The 19,703-nt window shown below is 61.6% G+C and carries 10 protein-coding genes; 2 read left to right on the top strand and 8 right to left on the bottom strand.

Annotated features, from left to right (window positions below; translation table 11 throughout):
* Positions 1-57: 57 nt before the first annotated feature.
* Positions 58-6,195: a membrane-targeted effector domain-containing toxin gene (locus tag AC54XV_RS02670; protein ID WP_058398813.1), complete on the top strand. Its 6,138-nt coding sequence runs from the start codon at positions 58-60 to the stop codon at positions 6,193-6,195.
* A 344-nt stretch (positions 6,196-6,539) separates the two neighbouring features.
* Here AC54XV_RS02670 and AC54XV_RS02665 read toward each other — a convergent pair whose 3' ends face one another.
* The 8 genes from AC54XV_RS02665 to glnE all read right to left on the bottom strand — a co-directional run bounded on the left by AC54XV_RS02665 (position 6,540) and on the right by glnE (position 16,610).
* On the bottom strand, positions 6,540-7,985 hold the full coding sequence (locus AC54XV_RS02665; RefSeq protein WP_058398812.1) for a lipopolysaccharide kinase InaA family protein: 1,446 nt from the start codon (positions 7,983-7,985) through the stop codon (positions 6,540-6,542).
* Positions 7,985-8,764 carry a lipopolysaccharide kinase InaA family protein gene (locus tag AC54XV_RS02660; protein ID WP_011266464.1) on the bottom strand — a complete coding sequence of 260 codons (780 nt, stop codon included), beginning with the start codon at positions 8,762-8,764 and terminating at the stop codon, positions 7,985-7,987. The genes AC54XV_RS02665 and AC54XV_RS02660 overlap by 1 nt, the downstream gene beginning before the upstream one ends.
* Positions 8,761-9,495, bottom strand: a complete 735-nt coding sequence (locus AC54XV_RS02655; RefSeq protein ID WP_058398811.1) for a lipopolysaccharide kinase InaA family protein — start codon at positions 9,493-9,495, stop codon at positions 8,761-8,763. Before AC54XV_RS02655 ends, AC54XV_RS02660 begins: the two co-directional genes overlap by 4 nt.
* Complete coding sequence (gene rfaP, locus AC54XV_RS02650) at positions 9,495-10,301, bottom strand: lipopolysaccharide core heptose(I) kinase RfaP (RefSeq protein WP_011266462.1); 807 nt, start codon at positions 10,299-10,301, stop codon at positions 9,495-9,497. Before rfaP ends, AC54XV_RS02655 begins: the two co-directional genes overlap by 1 nt.
* Positions 10,301-11,422: a glycosyltransferase family 4 protein gene (locus AC54XV_RS02645; protein WP_058398810.1), complete on the bottom strand. Its 1,122-nt coding sequence runs from the start codon at positions 11,420-11,422 to the stop codon at positions 10,301-10,303. Before AC54XV_RS02645 ends, rfaP begins: the two co-directional genes overlap by 1 nt.
* Positions 11,422-12,486, bottom strand: a complete 1,065-nt coding sequence (gene waaC / locus AC54XV_RS02640) for a lipopolysaccharide heptosyltransferase I (RefSeq protein WP_058398809.1) — start codon at positions 12,484-12,486, stop codon at positions 11,422-11,424. The genes AC54XV_RS02645 and waaC overlap by 1 nt, the downstream gene beginning before the upstream one ends.
* Before the next feature lie 2 nt (positions 12,487-12,488).
* Entirely contained in the window at positions 12,489-13,523 is a 1,035-nt protein-coding gene (gene waaF / locus AC54XV_RS02635; protein ID WP_058398808.1) for a lipopolysaccharide heptosyltransferase II, read from the bottom strand.
* Positions 13,524-13,652: 129 nt separating this feature from the next.
* On the bottom strand, positions 13,653-16,610 hold the full coding sequence (glnE, locus tag AC54XV_RS02630) for a bifunctional [glutamate--ammonia ligase]-adenylyl-L-tyrosine phosphorylase/[glutamate--ammonia-ligase] adenylyltransferase (RefSeq protein WP_024651313.1): 2,958 nt from the start codon (positions 16,608-16,610) through the stop codon (positions 13,653-13,655).
* Positions 16,611-16,994: 384 nt separating this feature from the next.
* Between glnE and aceE the strand changes: the two genes are divergently transcribed.
* On the top strand, positions 16,995-19,640 hold the full coding sequence (gene aceE, locus AC54XV_RS02625) for a pyruvate dehydrogenase (acetyl-transferring), homodimeric type (protein WP_003422379.1): 2,646 nt from the start codon (positions 16,995-16,997) through the stop codon (positions 19,638-19,640).
* The last annotated feature ends 63 nt before the right edge of the window (positions 19,641-19,703 follow it).

Below are 19,703 nucleotides of genomic sequence, written 5' to 3'. Positions count from 1 at the left end.
CGCAGCCCCCGAGGCCGCCGATCACACCTCAGCGCCTAGCGCAATGGAAAGCCTGTCATGACGCAAACACCACCCTCTTTGGATTTCAACCTTTCAACGCCGAGTCCTGTACCGATGACGCCCAGCGATACCTGGGCTGGCGCGTCCGCAGCGCTGAAAAGGCTCGACGAACTGCGCACCCTGCTGGCCAGGGAGCTGGACGCGCTGCCCCAGGCTGGCGAAGCCCTGCTGAGCGCCCTCGACGGCGCTGACGTGTCCGAACGCGAGTTGCAGATCTTCGGCCTGTTGCAGCAGATCGAAGACTACTGGACGGACCCGGGCGAAACCGGTGAAAGCCGCCGTGATCGCCTCTTGCCCGCCTTGCAAAGGTCCCTGCATGACGAAGCTCGCGTCAGGATTCACGAGCGCGATCTCGACAGTGGCTACCTGGCCTGCCTGCCCGACTCGCCCGACTCGCCCGATCAGGAAGGCCCGGCGCTCGCCTATTCGACAGTGCGGGTGCAGTTGCATGATGACGAACAGATTGAAATGGCCGGCGTGCTGGTGATTTCCCAGGATCAGGGGCGCACGTTATTGATGCTGCCAGGGCTCGGGATCAGCGGTTTTGCCACGCAGGCCATGATGGTCGCAACCCTTGTGCAGTGGCTCAACACGCCAACGCTGCGCGATGCGCTGCTCAGCAACGCGCAACGACAGCATCAGGAGCGTTTGACCGAGATACTCCAGGACGCCGACCTGTACCTGGAACCCTTCACGGCTGCCGACGTGCAATTGCAGCCGGTTGTTACCACGGCACCGTTCATTCACGCCTTCGACCGGTTGCTGAACAAGCAGCGCAACGACATCCGTTACGCCTGCGAACAGCCCGGCACGGCGGATCGGCTCAAGCGTCAATCGCTGATCCAGCAAGCCATCGACATGCCTGGCCTGTTCGGCCCGGCGGCCATGCTAGAGCTGCGTGAACTGACCAACAGACGACGTCAGTACGAGCGGGACTTGCCGGAGTGGATGAAGATCGCCAGCGCGGCTGATCTGCAGACCTATGCCCTGCACCTGCAACGCTACGACGCGGCGCATGCTGCGATGCTGAGTGTATTGGGCAGCGCGGCGTCGCCGGAGCGGTTTGCCGAAATGCAGTTGCGCACACGCCTGGCCAATGACCTGGGCCATGATCTGGACCCTGGGGCCTTGACCATCGACACCCGCCGCACGCTGCCAGCGACGAGCGAGACCTACCGCGTGAAGCTGCCGCTGACCGAACTGGCGCTCTATGGCCTGCATCCGGATGACGAGACAGCGGGCTCGGACTTCCTCGACCAGACGCTCATCACCCTCGATGGCCAGCCGCTGGACGCCGCCTATTCGGCCTTGAACCCGGCCTACCTTGCCAGAGTGATTGACGAACTCGATCTGCGCGCGGTGTTTGGCGATTTTCAACGCCAGGCCTATCAACAGGAACACAACCAACAGATGCTGCGCGCACTGGCGCGTGTCCGACTGACCACGCTCGGCTGGGCGGCGAAGATGCAGGGGCATATCCGGCCCGATGACTTTGCCATCGTCGCAGCGCTGACCAGCGCGGCGACGGGGACGCCTGATCCCGCGCTGCGCGTGCAGCAGATCAGGCTGAACGACCGCAACGTGATGGCCAGACTGCTGGTGTGTCGCAAGCAGGATGCTCAAGGCCGGACGCAACGGCTGATCATGTTCGCCAGCGAGGCGCCCGGGCAGCAGTATTTCAAGGCCTTCGACACCGACACCCAACTGCTGCATGAGGTGGTCGGCTGGACCGCATCGCCCGCAATGACGGCCTGGCTGCTTGATCAGGTAGAGGTCGCTGCCCGCCCGGAACTGGCTGCGCAACTGACCGCGCTGCGCGAGAAACCCCAGCCCGCAAAGGACTTCCTGCAATTCATCGATCACCCCGACTGCGAGACGGCACTGCGCCGTTTTACCGACGAGCAGACCCGCGTATTGCTCTCCGAACAGGCCCGCCATACCCCGGACTGGTACCTGCGCGCCAGCCGCGCCCAGCGTCGGGAATTACTGGCCCTTGAACGCGCCATCAATGGCGCCCTCGACAACTATCAGGCCCAGGCGCACACCGGGGTTCAGTCGTTCAAGGACTACGTACACCAGCGTGCCAGCCAGCAGCTCGGCAAACTGCTGGGCGTCCCCGCAGGCACGGTAGACCCCGATCAGATCGTGATCACCAGCGAGCGCGAAACGCAGACCTACACCGACATGCTGCTCAAAGGCTACAACGACAGCATCGACCCCTTGAGCACTTCGGCAGCTACCGACGCCACGTTCAGCGGCCCGCCGGGGATCGACCTGAGCGCGCTGTCACCCGCTGCTGTCGCAGGTTCGGTACGCGGCCAGTGGCTGGCGGACGAGTACATTGCGCTGATCAGAAACACCCTGCTGAACAGCGAAAACGATGGCTACGCCTACCGTCGCCAATACAGCGTGATGATCACCCAATTGCAGATGAAGGCGGCTGCACTGCGCAGCCTGCTGAAAGGTCATGTCGAGGCCGCGCAGTATGCCTGGCTCACGCAATCACTGGATAACGCGCACCTGAGCGACCCGGCGTCACGCGAGCGATATCCCCTTTACCCCCTGCAAATACATGTGGATAAACCCCTGATCGCCTCGGGACTGACCGATGTCGATCAACTGGTTATCCCCAGCCCGCTGCTGACCCACATCGAAACCGTTCAGGGCTGCCTGGTCATCCTGCCGACACAGATCCGTCACGCCGCGCTGCTCTATACGCCGCAGGCACCTGATGGTATCGAATTCCGTCTGTTCAGCGACTTCGTGAGCTCGCTGAACAGCGACGGGATGATCGATTACTACAAGGATCGCTGCCGCATCAAGGCACGCCGGACCCTGTCGTTCTTCCTGCGGGACATGCAGAAGGGCAACGCCAACAAGCCTCCGGTCATCCCCAGGGCATTCATTGCAGACGTTGCCGATACCTGTTTCAACCGGCCGCTGGAGCGCAGGCTGCGTGACGTGGAAGAAACCACCACCGGCCGTAACGACATGCTGTCGAAGCTGATCCGGGTCAGTGTCGAAATCGTTGCCACGGCCCTGACCCTGCCCTTCCCGCCGGCAAGCTTTGCGGTGGGCAGCCTGATTTCATTGCATGACAGCGGGCAAGCACTCGCCGCGCTGAGCGCAGGCGACCGGGAACGCGCCACGAACTACATGCTGTCGGCACTGCTCAACGGCCTCGGAGCAGGCAGCGATTTGCTGGTGGGTCTGAAAGGACTTGGCGGCGCGTTGCACCAGCTTGAGAACAGTCAGCATTCGACCCCGGTACTGCGCTCGTTCCAGCGCCAGCCTTCCCTGCCGCGTTACGAGGATCTGTACCCGGTAGAGCTGCAAGAGCAAGTATTTCTGCTCGGCAAGCCCAACGTTCATGGGCATGCTGCGGTTTTCCAGGCGTCCCATGTCGCCTCGGCACCGCCGCTGGCAACCGGCCAGTTCGCTGCGCGCGAGATTGGGGGCGCCTGGCAGCCGCTGCTCCCGTTGCCCCCGACGGCACAGCGCGCGCCATCAGGTTTGCGCATCGATCTGGCCGTCGACATCTCCCTGGAGAACGTGCCACGTATCGCCGAGGGTCACGCAAAAGGCGTGCATGCGATCAATGGAAAATACTATATCCAGCTCTCAGACCAGGCCTTTGAGGTTCAGTACGACGCCTACTGGCAGTACTGGCAGATCATCGACCCGGCCAATCCGTTCGCCTTCTTCGGCAAACAGCCGGTTCGCCTGAATGATCAGGGCCAGTGGCTGCTTGTCGAACGGCAGCGCCTGCGCGGCGGCGGGCTGGACACTCCGGGCACTTATCGACCGCTACCTGAGCAAGCCAGCGCAAGCTCAAGCTCGCTGAATACCTTGAGCGACTATGAGATGCCGAGCGGCATGCGCGCGCACCTGGACATCGTCATCAACAAGGAAGTCTTCGACCCGACCGGCGCAGGCCTGGACGTCTATTTCGAAACGTATTTCACCGAGGTGCGCCAGACCTTCACGGCGCGTCGGGAACAACTCTATCAGGACGCCCAGGCCTTTTTTGCCCGATTCACGCCTCCACCCAGGCCGACCCTGCCCGCCTATGGCCTGCCCGGCAGCGTCGACACGCTCATCAAGCACATCTTCAGTCACAGTAACGGACTGGTGTTCAGCGAAGCCCCGAAATCGGTGGCCAGCAAGCGTCTGCTGCTGCTCAACATGCCCTTGCTCGCAGAGCAGCGTGTCGAGGTGCTGTACATCGAGCACCTGCTGACCGACAAACACCTGCGCAAGCTGGCCAGGTATCGCCAACTGGGCAAAAAGAGTCGCTCCGGCTCTCATGAACTCAAGTATTACCTGCAAGAGACCAATCGCGGCGCCCTGAACAACGCCAGCAGCGAATTCGATTACTACCACCTGATCAAGGCAGCCCACCGTTACGGGATCGAGGTGCGCCCGTTCAGTTCGTCGATCAGCTATCCGTTTCTCGGCCATACAGTGCTGAGCGCTGCCGATGACCCGGCAGCCGCCATGAAAATGAGCAATTTCTTCGGGCACAGGCTCATCAACCACGATATCGAGCCGGCCTCTGCCAGGCGTTGGGTAGCGCTGCTCGACCAGAAGCTGGCCACGACGCACGATCAAGTGCCCGGCATCGCTGAAATGCAGGGCGCCGTCAGTGTGCAGGTCCAGGACATCCCCGCCGGACGTCCGACCCGCATCAGGCAAGGCGCTGGTGAGGCGCATGAAAACACGCCGTCTCACTGCGACTTCAGCATAGCGTTTGCCGACCCGACGCTGCCCGCCAGGCCGCTGCCCCCTGCCACTGCTCTGGATAACACGTTGATCCGCGAGCTGGGCGACCCGACCGCGATTGCCGAGGGTGAGCGCTGGGCGGGCGAGTACGGGTTCGTCCTTGACGAAAACCATACCTGGCTGCGCGTGGAAGCCGATGACTGGAGCGTTGACAGGCCGATGACGGCCATCCAGCAATCGCTGACCGATGCCACCTACGAAATGCCGCCGGATACCAGAACCACGCTGCATCGCCTGGCGAACTTCGAAAAGAAGGGGCTCGATATGGAGTATTTTTTTGAAGACATCGAACTCGACACTGTGCGCAATACGTTCGACCTGCGGCGCAAGAATCTGCAAAAGGACGCCGCCAGCATCAGTGCCGCGCAACTGCCGCCTCGCCCGACATTGCCAGCCATTGAACCCCAGACAAGCACTGCCGGGCTGCTTGAAACACTGTATCGCCATACAGAAGGCCTCGTCATTGGCGAGTCACACTCTTCGGTCGCCAGCAAAAAGCTGATCATCGACAACCTGCCGTTGCTGTCGCAGCAGAACGTCAAAACGCTGTACATGGAGCACCTGCTGAGCGATCTGCATCAGGCGGACCTGGATCGTTTCCTCGAAACCGGGCAGATGAGCAAAACCCTGCTGCACGACCTGAAAACCCTGGACCGCGGGCATCACACCGATCCGGACGGCGTCTACACCTTCGAGCGGCTGATCATCAAGGCGCGGCAGCAGGGCCTGGAGATTCGCGCCATCGATTGCGCAAGCAGTTACCACCTCAAAGGCATCGCCGAGGACGAGCCCCTTATCCGCCAACAAATGATGAATTACTTTGCCTCACGCACGATCCGCAGGCATCAGGAGGTGATGGGCTCGCACAAGTGGATCGCGCTGGTTGGCAACAGCCATTCCAATACCTACCAGGGCGTTGTGCCTGGCATTGCCGAACTGGAAGGAGGAATCGGCCTGCGGGTCGTCGATGTGGCTCCGGGCCATTCGAGGGGTATAACGCTGGATCAGGGAGAGCTCGTCTCGGGTGGCATAGCGGATGACAAGGTCTACATCAAAGCTGATTATCGGGTGGAGATGGAGGTACTGCGGTCACAGCCGGTCAGGCTGCCGAGCATCGAAAACCGCCTTTCCAGGCCGGGAATGTTTCTGGTGCAGGAGGGTGAAGGCAACCTGCAAACCATCGTCCATCGCGCACGCGACACCTGGATTCACCGCACGCCAGTGCTGCGCAATGCCGAAGGCAAGCTGTACATCGAACGCCTGCGCTGGCCGCGCATCCACCTCAAACCCTTCGACGACATCGATGCACTGGTGGCGGCACTCGAAGCGATGAACCTCACGCGCGCTACCTGAGGATGCAGACGCTCCGCGTCACACAGAGGACGCGGAGCGTCCGGAACTGCATGCCAACGCGGAGCATTGGCACGAGAATCAGCCACTACCGATGATCGTTCCCATGCTCCGCGTGGGAATGCCTTTCGTGACGCTCTGCGTCACACAGAGGACGCGGAGCGTCCAGAACTGCATGCCCACGCAGAGCATTGGCACGAGAGTCAGCCGCTACCGATGATCGTTCCCATGCTCTGCGTCACACACAGGACGCGGAGCGTCCGGAACTGCATGCCAACGTAGAGCATTGGCACGATAACCTGCACCTACCGATGAGCGCTCCGCGCTGGCACGAGAGTCTGGTGGATTCAGTCTGACGCGAGCTTCGGCAAGCGCTGTTCCAGCAACTGGTGCAGCGCGCTGTGCGCGGGCCAGTTGCGCATGAAGCGGGCCCGGTCACGGGCGTAGGCCGCCGCGAATGACGATTGCGAACTGTGCTGCTGCATGGCGTCCAGGTCGATCATCGCCCAGCGATCGACGTGCCAGAACAGGTTATGCCCCTTGAAATCGCCATGGCTGATGCGCGCCTGGATAAGCTGCACAAAAAGCCGATCCAGCGCCTGCAGTTCGACCTCTGGCGCATCACCGCTTTCAACATAGGGGGCGAAGCGTTCGATGATGTCCGGCCCATCGATGAATTCGGTCACCAGCCAGGCCTTGCTGCGCAAGCCGAGAAAGCGCTTTTCCTGCACGGCCAGCGGCTTGGGTGTGGCGATACCGAGGAACATCAGCCGATTGCCTTCGCGCCACGAATGCCAGGCCCGGCTGGGGCGCCAGAAGCGCTTGAGCCAGTGGCTGAAATTCTTGATGTTGTAGCGCTTGATGACCAACGGACGACCACTGACCTCAACCCGCCCGACACTCGCAGCGCCCCCGGTCTTGTACAGATGCCCCTGGTCGAGCAAGGCATCCGCCTGACTTAGCACCGGCAGCATTGCGGATTCTTCCTCGCGACGAATGGCGCGGAACACCGAAGCGCTGTCCTCGACGCTGAACAGACTGCAGTCGCGCACGGTCTTGCTCATGAAGTCCCTGAGCCGCCAGCTGCGAACCTTGTCGATCTGCTTTTGCAGCGCTTCCATCGGCAAACCATGTTCGGCATTGCTCAACAGGTAATGCACCAGCAGCTCTTCAGTAAACGGTTCGAAAGTCCTGGGCAACTGGGCAAAGAACACGCCGAGGTTTTCCAGCACCTTTTGCCGGGACAACGGCGTACCGGCCTGTTCAGCACGAATGCCGGCGCCATCGATCAGGTACAACTGCCCGTTGTGGCGCAGCAGGTTGTCCAGGTGCAGGTCTTCCTGCCACAGGCCTTTTGCGTGCTGCCGGGCAATGGCCGATAGCGCCTCGCCAAGCACCGCTTGCTGCTCGTCTGCCAGCGGTGGCAGGTGCTGAACGGCGTTCCAGGCATCGCCCAGGCTTGGCGCCTGTTCGAGAAACTCGAACAACAGCCAGCCACCCTCGCCGTCCTGTAAACCGTCGGCCAGCAGCAGCGGTGTGGTCAGGCCCTGTTCGGCAAGCAGCCTTACTCCGGCCAGCTCACGCTGAAAGTGTCGGGCCGCCTTGTCGCCCACCAGCAGTTTTGCCAGCACCGCTCGGCCTCGCCAGACACCGGCCCCGACATAGCGCTGCCCCGGCAATACACGCAGCAGGGTCAGCAATTGCAGTTCAGCCGATCCGGCAGCATCGGCCAGCGTCAGGCTCATCGGCAACTCGGGGGTACGGCCGGCGGTCTTGAGTTCAGACAGGCGCATCAACGGGTCTCTTTATCATCGCTGTGTTGAAGGTCTCGTTTGTGAGCGCCGCGTTTGCCAAGGCGCGCACTCCAGGCGTCGACCAGCAGGCTGTTTGGCGTGGCGTGCAGATAAGCCGCCAGCAGCTCGCGCCGATCGGCCTCATTCCACATCGGCGCGCGGCGCAGCAGCGGTTCGAGGTCGCGGGCAAGGTCACGCTTGCCAAAAATCACCGGGCGGGTCTTTTCCAGGTCGATCAGTTGCGCCTGATACCCGGTACCGGCTGCCTGAAGAAAAATATGTTTGGGGTAGAAGCAGCCATGTACCTGTCCGGCGCGGTGCAGCGTGCGCGCCAGCTGGCCGCAGGCGTGCAGTATTGCCTGACGCTGAGGGGCCTCCATCTGGTTCCACTGCTGCAACAGCTCGTCAAGATCGGTCCAGCCGTCCAGCGCACGCGTCATCAGGATCGCCCGGCGTTCGCCGTCGACCTTGCGCTCGCCATAGAACACCGCCTGCAACGCCGGAATCCCCAGCTTGCGATAGCGACTGATGTTACGAAACTCGCGCGAAAACGACGGTTCGCCAAACGGGTGATGCAACGTGTGCGTCAGGTAATTGCTCTGACGCTTGAGGTAAAAACCCTGACCGTCCAGGTCGAGGCGGAACACACTGCTCCAGCCGCCGCGCCCGGTATTGGGCTCATCGACCGCATCAAGCCTGATGTTCCAAAGCGATTCAAAATCAGCCAGGTTGTGACGCGCCAGTAAAGGCTGGTCGGCACTGGCAATAAAAACGCTCATTCACGGCCCTCGAAAAAGCTGACGATATGTCGAATACGTTTCTTGTCGGAGGAGTTCAAACGCGTTCGCTGGCGGTATTGCAGGTAGAAGCGCAGGCGCTGGGTGGCTGACAAATGATACTTGGCGACCTTGTCCAGGCAGGCCAGATCCTTGGTGATCCGATAGCGCAGCATGAAGCTCCACCAGAATGCACCATTGGGGCAATCGATGAAAAACAGCTTGCCCTCGTTATCGACCAACAGGTTGCGCCATTTCAAATCGTTATGCGTGAAATGGTTGTCGTGCATGATCCGGGTAAAGGCAGCCAGTTGGCGACTGACTGCATCGACCCAGTGGCGGTCGGCCAGTCGCGGGTCCTTGCGTTGCGCCAGTGCCGACAAGTCTTCGGTGTTCGGCAAGCCTCGCGTGATCAGTGCGCCGCGATCATACGCCGCGCCGTTGCGCTCCAGCCCCCAGGCCACGACTTCTGCGGTGGGAATGCCCCATTTGGCAAAGCGCTTGAGGTTCTGCCACTCGGACTTGACCCTCGGCTTGCCCATATAGCGACGCAGGCCCTTGCCCGCGCCCACGTAGCGTTTGACGTAGTAGTAAACCCCGCCGCGCTCGACGCGAATGACGTCGGACAGCGGGTCGCGGGTCAACTGCTGTCCCTGCAAGGCAAATACGGCATCCAGGCTACCGAATTCCTGTTCCAGGAACGCGTACTCGGGCTCGAGCTTCCAGCCCGCCATCAGAGAGCGTCTCCGTAGCGCACTTTGCGCTGATACAACTTGTCGGCTTTTTTATCCAGCCAGGTCAGCAACGTCGCTTCCTTGAGCAGGATTTCGCGCAACGGCTTCTGGAAATAACCCTTGAGAAAACGCAGTTTGTCGCGGCGGGTCAGGCCGATGTCCAGCGCGGAGAAATACAGCGCGGCCAGGTCCTTGTTGCGCCAGCGCGGCGTGATCGCACGGCGGGTCTGGGCACGGTGCAGGTCGATGACCGACAGTTTGAAATCGTCAGCGGTCACTGGCTTGTCGGTGTGCAGCAGAAAATGGCAGATGTAGCAGTCGCGATGATTGACGCCTGCGCGGTGCATCATGCCGACCATGCGGGCGACTTCGGCAATGAAGGCTCTTTTCAGACGCGGCTCGGGCGGCTCGCTGCGCCAGTTGAGGCTGATGTCTTCAAGGCTGATGGTCGGTGCCAGTTCTTCAGTGACGATGAACGAGTGCTGCGCGGCAGGGTTGCTGCCACGCTCACCATAGGCCACGGCGGTCATGGTCGGGACGCCGACTTCATGCAGACGCTCGATGGCGTCCCATTCCTTGCCCGCGCCCAGAACCGGCAGCTTGGCGGTTGCCAGGTTCTTGGCGATCTCGCCCCAGCCAATGCCGCGGTGAATCTTGACGAAGTAACCGCGCCCGTCGACCTCGGTGCGCAGCGTGCGGCGCCCTTCCAGTTCGCGGTAGACCTCACCGCTCAGGCCTTCGACCTCGACGAACGCATCGCGCTCCGCCCACAGGCTCTTGAACGGCTCAGCAAGGAACAGCTTCATCAATAGTGCTCCGCCAGAATCACATCCGCAGCGTGTTGCGGCATGCTGTAAAGGTCTGCCGTGTCGGCAAAGGTCAGGCCGTTGCGCGACCACGCGCTGCGTGCGGCGTTGTCCAGAAGCATCTCCGACAGGTAGCGATTGAGCTGCGCCTGATCGAACGGCTCATCCAGCACCCGCCCGCAATCGGCCTCGGCAATATAGTGAGCGTAACCACAGATCGCGCTGACCAGGACCGGCAAACCGGCAACCAGCGCTTCGAGCAGCACGGTCCCGGTGTTTTCGTTGTAGGCCGGATGAATCAGCAGGTCGGAGCCCAGCAGAAAACGCGGAATATCGCTGCGCCCTTTCATAAAGGTCACCTGATCACCCAGGCCGAGCGCCGCGCTCTGCAGTTGGAATACTTTGGGGTCGTCCTGACCGATTACAAAAAGCCGCGTGCGCTTCTTCAGTTCGGCGGGCAGAGCCGCGAGCGCCTTGAGGCTGCGATCCACGCCCTTGGTCTTGAAACCGGAGCCGATCTGCACCAATAACAGGTCATCGTCGGCAAGGCCGAATTCCTTGCGAAAGCCCGCGCGGATCTCAGGGGCATCCGGCGGCGCGCGGCGATCCTGGGAAATACCCGGCGGCAGCAAATGGAAGCGCGACGGCGGGGTGTCGTAATGCTTGATGAACAGCGGCTGCTGCACTTCGGAAATCATCAACACCTGGGTTTTCGAGTCCCTGGCAAACACTGCGCGCTCGTAGTCGGCAAAGTGGCGGTAACGGCCCCACTTGCGATAGAGCGGGCTGCGCAGGTTCTGCGCCTTGTCCTCGAAGCAGCCGTCGGCGGCGTAATACACATCCAGACCGGGCATCTTGTTGAAACCGATCAGGCGGTCTACCGGGCGCTTGGCCAGGTCCGCCTCCATCCAGGCGCTGAGCTTTTCGTTGCGCCGATGATTGAAGAACGCCTTGACCGGCGCCACCAGCACCTCGAAACCGGGCGGCACATCGCCTTCCCAGATCAGGGTGTAAACGCGGATCTGATGACCGCGCTGCTGACACTCCAGCGCGATGCGCATGAAGTCGCGTTGCAGGCCACCGAACGGGAAGTATTTGTAGAGTACAAAAGCCAGTTGCATCAGCCAGGTTCCTTTGCCAGCAACAGCGTGCCCAATTGGCTCGCTACTCGCTCGGGATTCAAGCGAGTGAAGCACATCGGCCACTCGCGCTTAAGGTCGAACCGGCGCTGATCGTCGGCGGTCGGTTGGTACGTGCATTTCTTTTGCAGGCATGGCGTGCAGCCCGGGTAGTCGCTGGCCAGATGCACCTGCGACTTGCCGTAGGCTCCGGTCAGGCCCGGATTGGTCGGGCCGAACAGGGAAATGGTCGGCACATCCAGTGCCGCGGCCAGGTGCCCGATGCCGGTGTCTACCGCGACGCACGCCTGCGCGCTGGCCAGCACCCGCGCAACCCCTGCCAGATTGAGCTTGGGCAGCACGTGCGCGCCGCTCAGCCCCTCGGCAATGCGCTCGGCGCGGGCCTTCTCTGCCGGATTGCCCCACGGCAACTGCACCTGCAGACCACGCGCTGCCATCAATTCGGCCAGTTGCCGCCAGTACAGCTCGGGCCAGTGCTTGGTGTCCCAGGTCGTACCATGCAGGAACAGCACGAACGGGGCCTGCAAACTGTCATCCAGCGTCGCCAGCGGCTTGAGACCGTAATCGCCCATGCCGGACGGCTGTGGATAGCCCAGTGCCTGAGCGAACAACTGACGCAGCCGCTCGACCGCATGCTGCCCGCGTGCCACTGGAAAAGCGCGATCGTAAAAGCGACTGGCGACCGGCTCGCGTGCCGAATCGCGGTCCAGGCCGGCCACCGGTGCCTCGACATAGCGTGTCAGCCAGGCACTTTTGAACAGGCCCTGCGCATCAATCACCAGATCATAACGCTGTTCGCGCACCTGCTGCTTGAAGCGCCGCCATTCGCCGGACCTGAAGGTCTGCCAGAGGTGCTTGCGCCAGCGGCGGATCGCCACCGGGATGACCCTGTCGACCGCCGGATGCCAGGCGGGAATTTCCGCGAAGCCTTCCTCGACCACCCAGTCGAAGCGAATACCGGGCAGCGCGCGCGCCGCGTCGGTCAGCGCGGGCAAGGCATGGATCACATCACCCAGTGAAGACGTCTTGATCAGCAGTACCCGCAAAATCAGGCAACCTCCACCGGCGTGCTACTCAGACGGCTCAGCGCCTGAGTCACCGCGTCCGGCTCAAGCAGACGCATGCAGTTGTAATGGCCGAAACGGCAGGTGCGCTCAAAGCACGGGCTGCACTCGATGCCCAGTCGCACCACCTCCACTGCGTCGGCCAGCGGCGGCGTGAAGCCCGGCGAGGTCGAGCCGTAGACAGCCACCAGCGGCCGGTTCAGCGCTGCGGCCACATGCATCAGGCCGGAATCGTTGGAGACCACCGCGTCGGCGCACGACAGCAAGTCAATGGCTTCGGCCAGCGAGGTCTCGCCACTTAGGTTGACGGACTCCTCGCGCAGGCCGGGAATCAGCTCCTGGCGAATGCTCTCACCGACCGGATGATCCTTTTTCGAGCCAAACAGCCAGACCTGCCAGCCTTCGCGGATGCTCGCGTCGGCAACCTGTGCGTAATGTTCGGCAGGCCAGCGCTTGGACTCGCCGAACTCCGCGCCGGGGCACAGCGCCAGTACTGGGCGATCCAGCGTGAGGCCGAATTTGCTCAGTGCGGCATCGCGCGTGGCCGGGTCGATGCGCAGGCTCGGCCGCGGGTAAGGACGCGGCAACTCGGCGCCCTTGTCGAAGGCCAGGGCCATGAAACGTTCGATCATCAGCGGGTAGCGCTGCTTGTCGAGGATGCGCACGTCGTTGAGCAGGCCGTAGCGAAACTCGCCGCGCCAGCCGGTACGTTTCGGGATACCGGCGAAAAACGGCACCAGCGCGGATTTCAGCGAATTGGGCAGCAGGATAGCCTGATCGTATTGGCCAGCCAGGGACTTGCCGATCCGGCGACGGGTCGCCAGTTCCAGGGCACCGTGCCCCAGCGGAAAACTCAGCGCAGCGCGAACCTGCGGCATGCGCTCCAGTATCGGACGGCTCCATTCAGGGGCCAGCACGTCGATTTCGCACTCGGGATGACGCTGTTTCAGACACTGGAACAGCGTTTGTGCCATCACCATGTCACCGACCCAGCTAGGCCCAACGATCAGAATTTTCATGTTCTATCCAAAAACGACCAGAAACGATCAGGGAGGCCGATCAGACTGCGTGACGTTCCCACACAACCTGTCGCCTCCCTGTCATAGCTTTATAGAGTGTTGCAGCGGAATGTGGCGTTGCCGTGAGGCTCAGCTCAACCCCATCTGCGTCCAGATCCGCATCACCTCACGCCGCTGGGCATGAAACTGATCGCCGCTGACCACGCCCGCCTGCTTCTGCAAGGCCTGGCGATGTGCCGCCGAGCGATACGCCTTATAGGCTTCGCGCAACAGGCCGGCATCCGTATCCGGCAGCAGCCCGGCCTCTTCCAGCCCTTCGAGAATCCGGATGTTGTCGGTGTATTGCAGCAGCGCGGGATGCTCTCTGGACCACGCCAAGGCGGCGTATTGCACCATAAATTCGATATCGACGATACCTCCGGCGTCCTGCTTGAGGTCGAATGGCACCGCCGCCTCGAAGGCATTGGCCGCCCTGCCGGCCGCTGTCACGCGGGTCCCGAGGTTGTCACGCATCTTGGCGCGCATTTCGCTGACTTCGGCGCGCAGCTTGTCCAGATCGCGTTCGCGCCCCAGCACATCGGCACGGACTTTCTCGAATTGCTCGCCAACATCCCGGCTGCCGGTCATCACCCGCGCCCGGACCAGTGCCTGATGCTCCCAGGTCCAGGCTTCATTGGCCTGATAACGGGCGAAAGCGCCCAGAGAGCTGACCAGCAGGCCGGACGCCCCCGAAGGCCGCAGGCGCATGTCGACCTCATACAGCTGACCGGAGTTGGTTTGCGTGGTCAGCAAATGGATCACCCGCTGCCCCAGCCGGGTGAAGAACTGCGCGGTGTCGATCGGTTTGGCACCGTCGGTCTCGGCTTCCAGATCGCCATCATGAATGAACACCAGATCCAGATCGGAGCCGTGCCCCAGTTCGATGCCGCCGACCTTGCCGTAGCCGACGATCACGAAGCCCGGATCGCACAACGAGCCATCCGGGCGTAACGGCGTACCGTGGCGGGCCACGCTGTAGCGCCAGGCCAGCGCGAGCACCTGATCGAGAATCGCCTCGGCCAGCCAGGTCAGGTAATCACTGACTTTCATCAATGGCAGGCTGCCGGATATCTCGGATGCCGCGACCCGCAGGCTGTGCGCCAGCTTGAAATGCCGCAGGGCTTCCATCTGTTGCTCGAGATCGTCCTCGGGGATACGAATCAGCCGTTCGCGCAGCTCGGCGGCGAGTTCCGGGGCCAGCGGCGGATTGAACAGGCGTCCCTCGTTAAGCAATTCATCGAGCAGCAACGGGAAACGCGCGATCTGTTCGGCAATCCACGGGCTGGCGGCGCACAGGGTCAATAGTTGCCGCAGTGCGTCGGGGTTTTCCGTGAGCAGCACCAGGTACGCCGAGCGCCGGGCGACGGCTTCTACCAGCGGCAGCACGCGTTCCAGGACCAGGTCGGGCTTCTCATGCTCCACCGCCTGAGCCAGCAGACGGGGGATGAACGCGTCCAGCCGCTCACGGCTCAGACGCTGCATCGAACGCAGGTTGGGGCTGCTGCGCAGGTTGGCCAGATTTTTCAGCGCCCTCTCGGCATCGACGAAGCCGGCCTGCAACAGTTGGCGACCTGCGGCCTCTTCGTCCTGGGACTCTTCCCACAACGGCAGCCATTCGCCTCCAACCACCACTTCGCCATCTTCATCTTGCTCGTCATCCGGATCGGCGTCGGGGTCAGCAATGACCTGGCGGAAATGCCAGGCCACACGGCCACGCCAGTACATCAGCCGTTCATGAAAGGCAGCCCAGTCAGCGAAGCCCATGATCAAGGCAACACGCGCCTGATCCTGTTCGTTGTCCGGGAGCATCTGCGTCTGACGGTCGGCAATCGCCTGAATGGCATGCTCGGTGTAGCGCAGAAACTCGTAGCCCTCGCGCAACTCTTCGGTCACCGCCGAGGGCAGATAGCCCTGCCCCTCAAGGGTTTTCAGCACTTTGAACAGCGGTCGCTGCTGCAGACTCAGGTCGCGGCCGCCGTGAATCAGTTGAAAGGCCTGGGCGATGAACTCCACCTCGCGAATGCCGCCGGCACCCAGCTTGATGTTTTCCGCCATGCCCTTGCGCTTCACTTCCTGCTGAATGAGCTGCTTCATGGTGCGCAGCGCTTCGATGGCCGAGAAGTCCAGATAGCGGCGATAGACGAACGGACGCAGCATCGCCAGCAATTCGGCACCGGCCGCCTGATCGCCCCCGACCACGCGCGCCTTGATCATCGCGTAACGTTCCCAGTCACGGCCCTGGTCCTGGTAATACTGCTCCAGCGCATTGAAGCTGAGCACCAGTGCTCCGGACGAACCGTAGGGGCGCAGACGCATGTCGACCCGGAACACGAACCCGTCGACGGTCACCGGGTCGAGCGCCTTGATCAGCCGCTGGCCCAGACGAATGAAAAACTCCTGATTGTCCAGCGCACGCTTGGTACCGACGGTTTCGCCGCCCTCCGGGTAGCCGAAGATCAGGTCAATGTCCGAGGACAGGTTCAGTTCCACCGCGCCGAGCTTGCCCATACCCAGGATGACCATGTGCTGCGGCTTTCCGGAATGACGACCGGTCGGGGTGCCGAACTGCTGGCAATGCCGGGCGTACAACCATTGGTAAGCCAGATCGATCGACGCATCGGCCATGTCCGACAGGTCACGGCAGGTTTCGATCAGGTTTGCCTGACGGCTCAGGTCGCGCCAGATAATCCGTACTTGCTGGCGCGCGCGCTGTCGACGTAGATTACGCCCCAATTCATCCTCGCTGGCGACGCTCGACAGCGCGTCGGCAAGCTGACCGCGCAATTGGCCGGCAGAGAAGCTACGCTCCAGCTCGCCCGAATCGGCCAGCTGCAGGAGCATCTGCGGATCACGGCAGACTTGTTCGGTTACAAAATCACTGGCGGCGCAGACCCGGTCGAAGGCTGCCTGTCGCGCCTCGGGCCAGGCCTGGAAAGAAGCCAGCGCGTCCTCGGACAGGGCAGTCAGCGCAGCCTGAAACATCTGGCGGGCGCGGCTGATCGATGGCAGCAGAATGGCCGGAAATTCGGCCAGTAAAGGTAGGCTCATGGTCTATCCTTGATCGGCGTGCAGACGCCCGTCCGTCGTTACGGCGAGACGCGTCTGCCAGCACCGCTTGTCGAACAAAGGTTATAAATTGCTGGAAAAATCAAATTAGAAGCATAAAAATCCGCTTTTTCCCTGCAAGATGTTCAATAGCGATCAACAGTAACGTTTTAAGCTACACGACAACAGGAGCGATTGAGTCGCTTCTCTGTAGTTTTACTACTGGGTCCGATACTCGGAGGGCTGAAATCGTCGTCGATTTGTAGTAAAACTACACGCCGCCGGATCCCACCCTCCGGAAATCCAAGAATTTATGTCGTCTGCCCACAAGGCCAGTCGCAAACTCAGGCAACCGATTCTGGAAGCCTTTCCGCCCTGGAGCAAGCCATGCAAGACCTCGATCCCGTCGAAACCCAGGAATGGCTGGACGCCCTGGAATCGGTTCTCGACAAAGAAGGCGAAGACCGCGCTCACTACCTGATGACCCGTTTGGGCGAGCTGGCCACCCGTAGTGGTTCGCAGCTGCCGTACGCCATCACCACGCCATATCGCAACACCATTCCTGTCACCCACGAAGCACGCATGCCTGGCGACCTGTTCATGGAACGCCGCATTCGCTCGCTGGTGCGCTGGAACGCATTGGCCATGGTTGTCAAAACCAACATCGGCGACCCGGATCTGGGCGGCCACATCTCCAGCTTCGCCTCCAGCGCCACGCTGTACGACATCGGCTTCAACTACTTCTTCCAGGCCCCGACCGACGAACACGGCGGCGACCTGATCTACTTCCAGGGTCACGCATCGCCAGGTGTTTACGCCCGTGCGTTCATGGAAGGCCGCATCACCGAAGAGCAAATGACCAACTTCCGTCAGGAAGTCGACGGCAATGGCCTGTCGTCTTACCCACACCCGTGGCTGATGAAGGATTTCTGGCAGTTCCCGACCGTATCGATGGGCCTTGGTCCGATCCAGGCGATCTACCAGGCGCGCTTCATGAAGTACCTGGAGCACCGCGGTTACATCCCGGAAGGCAAGCAGAAAGTCTGGTGCTTCCTGGGTGACGGCGAGACCGACGAGCCGGAATCCCTGGGCGCCATCGCCCTGGCCGGTCGCGAGAAGCTCGACAACCTGATCTTCGTCGTCAACTGCAACCTGCAGCGCCTCGACGGCCCGGTTCGCGGCAACGCCAAGATCATCCAGGAACTCGAAGGCGTGTTCCGTGGCGCCCAGTGGAACGTCACCAAAGTCATCTGGGGCCGTTTCTGGGACCCACTGCTGGCCAAGGACGTCGACGGTATCCTGCAACGTCGCATGGACGAAGTCATCGACGGCGAATACCAGAACTACAAGGCCAAGGACGGCGCGTTCGTCCGCGAGCACTTCTTCAACTCGCCTGAACTCAAGGCCATGGTTGCCGATCTGTCCGATGACGAGATCTGGAAACTCAACCGTGGCGGCCACGACCCGTACAAGGTCTATGCGGCCTACCACGAAGCCGTCAACCACAAGGGTCAACCGACCGTGGTTCTGGCCAAGACCATCAAGGGTTATGGCACCGGCGCCGGTGAAGCGAAAAACACTGCGCACAACACCAAAAAGGTCGATGTCGACAGCCTGCGTCACTTCCGTGACCGCTTCGACATCCCGGTCAAGGACTCCGAACTCGAAGCCCTGCCGTTCTACAAGCCGGAAGAAGGCAGCGCCGAAGCCCGTTACCTGAGCGAGCGTCGTGCTGCGCTGGGTGGTTTCGTGCCGCAGCGTCGTGCGCAGAGCTTCAGCCTGCCGACCCCGCCACTCGAGACCCTCAAGGCCATCCTGGATGGCTCGGGCGATCGCGAAATCTCCACCACCATGGCCTTCGTGCGCATCCTGACGCAACTGGTCAAGGACAAGGAAATCGGTCAGCGCATCGTGCCGATCATCCCGGACGAAGCGCGTACCTTCGGTATGGAAGGCATGTTCCGCCAACTGGGCATCTACTCGTCGGTCGGCCAGCTCTACGAGCCAGTCGATAAAGAACAGGTGATGTTCTATCGCGAAGACAAGAAAGGCCAGATCCTCGAAGAAGGCATCAACGAAGCGGGCGCCATGTCCTCCTTCATCGCTGCCGGTACTTCGTATTCCAGCCACAACCAGCCGATGATTCCGTTCTACATCTTCTACTCGATGTTCGGTTTCCAGCGTATCGGCGACTTGGCCTGGGCCGCTGGCGACAGCCGTACCCGTGGCTTCCTGATTGGCGGCACCGCCGGCCGTACCACGCTGAACGGTGAAGGCCTGCAGCACGAAGACGGTCACAGCCACATCCTGGCATCGACCATCCCGAACTGTCGCACCTTCGACCCGACTTACGGTTATGAACTGGCAGTGATCATCCAGGACGGCATGCGCCGGATGTTCGAAGAGCAGCAGGACGTTTTCTACTACCTGACCGTGATGAACGAGTCCTACGCCCAGCCAGCCATGCCGGCCGGTGTGGAAGAAGGCATCGTCAAGGGCATGTACCTGCTCGAAGAAGACACCAAGGAAGCGGCGCACCACGTCCAGTTGCTGGGCTCGGGCACCATCCTGCGTGAAGTCCGCGAAGCAGCGAAGATTCTCCGTGACGAGTTCAACATCGGTGCCGACGTGTGGAGCGTCACCAGCTTCAACGAGCTGCGTCGCGACGGTCTGGCTGCAGAGCGCAACAACCGCCTGCACCCTGGCCAGAAGCCGCAGCTGAGCTATGTCGAGGAATGCCTGAACGGTCGCAAAGGTCCGGTCATCGCATCGACGGATTACATGAAGCTGTTCGCTGATCAGATTCGTCAGTGGGTTCCAACCAAGGAATACAAAGTCCTGGGCACCGACGGTTTCGGCCGTAGCGACAGCCGCAAGAAGCTGCGTCACTTCTTTGAAGTCGATCGTCACTTCGTGGTGCTGGCAGCCCTGGAAGCCTTGGCTGATCGTGGCGATATCGAACCTAAAGTCGTGGCGGAAGCCATCGCCAAGTTCGGTATCGATCCTGAAAAACGCAATCCACTGGACTGCTAAGAGTCTGCTTCAAGAGCGCTGATCAGAGCGTAAACAGCCGAGGATGCGGAATTTACTCGACGT

The sequence above is a fragment of the Pseudomonas fragariae (ex Marin et al. 2024) genome, assembly GCF_059621105.1.
Note: the sequence above shows the minus strand (reverse complement) of the source record. Positions and strands in the feature narration are given on the sequence as shown.

What these genes read in the sequence shown, in the direction of transcription:
- aceE (WP_003422379.1), top strand. Translation starts at nt 16,995, where the DNA reads ATGCAAGACCTCGATCCCGTCGAAACCCAGGAATGGCTGGACGCCCTG.
- AC54XV_RS02645 (WP_058398810.1), bottom strand. Translation starts at nt 11,422, where the DNA reads ATGCAACTGGCTTTTGTACTCTACAAATACTTCCCGTTCGGTGGCCTG.
- AC54XV_RS02665 (WP_058398812.1), bottom strand. Translation starts at nt 7,985, where the DNA reads ATGCGCCTGTCTGAACTCAAGACCGCCGGCCGTACCCCCGAGTTGCCG.
- waaF (WP_058398808.1), bottom strand. Translation starts at nt 13,523, where the DNA reads ATGAAAATTCTGATCGTTGGGCCTAGCTGGGTCGGTGACATGGTGATG.
- AC54XV_RS02655 (WP_058398811.1), bottom strand. Translation starts at nt 9,495, where the DNA reads ATGGCGGGCTGGAAGCTCGAGCCCGAGTACGCGTTCCTGGAACAGGAA.
- AC54XV_RS02670 (WP_058398813.1), top strand. Translation starts at nt 58, where the DNA reads ATGACGCAAACACCACCCTCTTTGGATTTCAACCTTTCAACGCCGAGT.
- rfaP (WP_011266462.1), bottom strand. Translation starts at nt 10,301, where the DNA reads ATGAAGCTGTTCCTTGCTGAGCCGTTCAAGAGCCTGTGGGCGGAGCGC.
- glnE (WP_024651313.1), bottom strand. Translation starts at nt 16,610, where the DNA reads ATGAGCCTACCTTTACTGGCCGAATTTCCGGCCATTCTGCTGCCATCG.
- AC54XV_RS02660 (WP_011266464.1), bottom strand. Translation starts at nt 8,764, where the DNA reads ATGAGCGTTTTTATTGCCAGTGCCGACCAGCCTTTACTGGCGCGTCAC.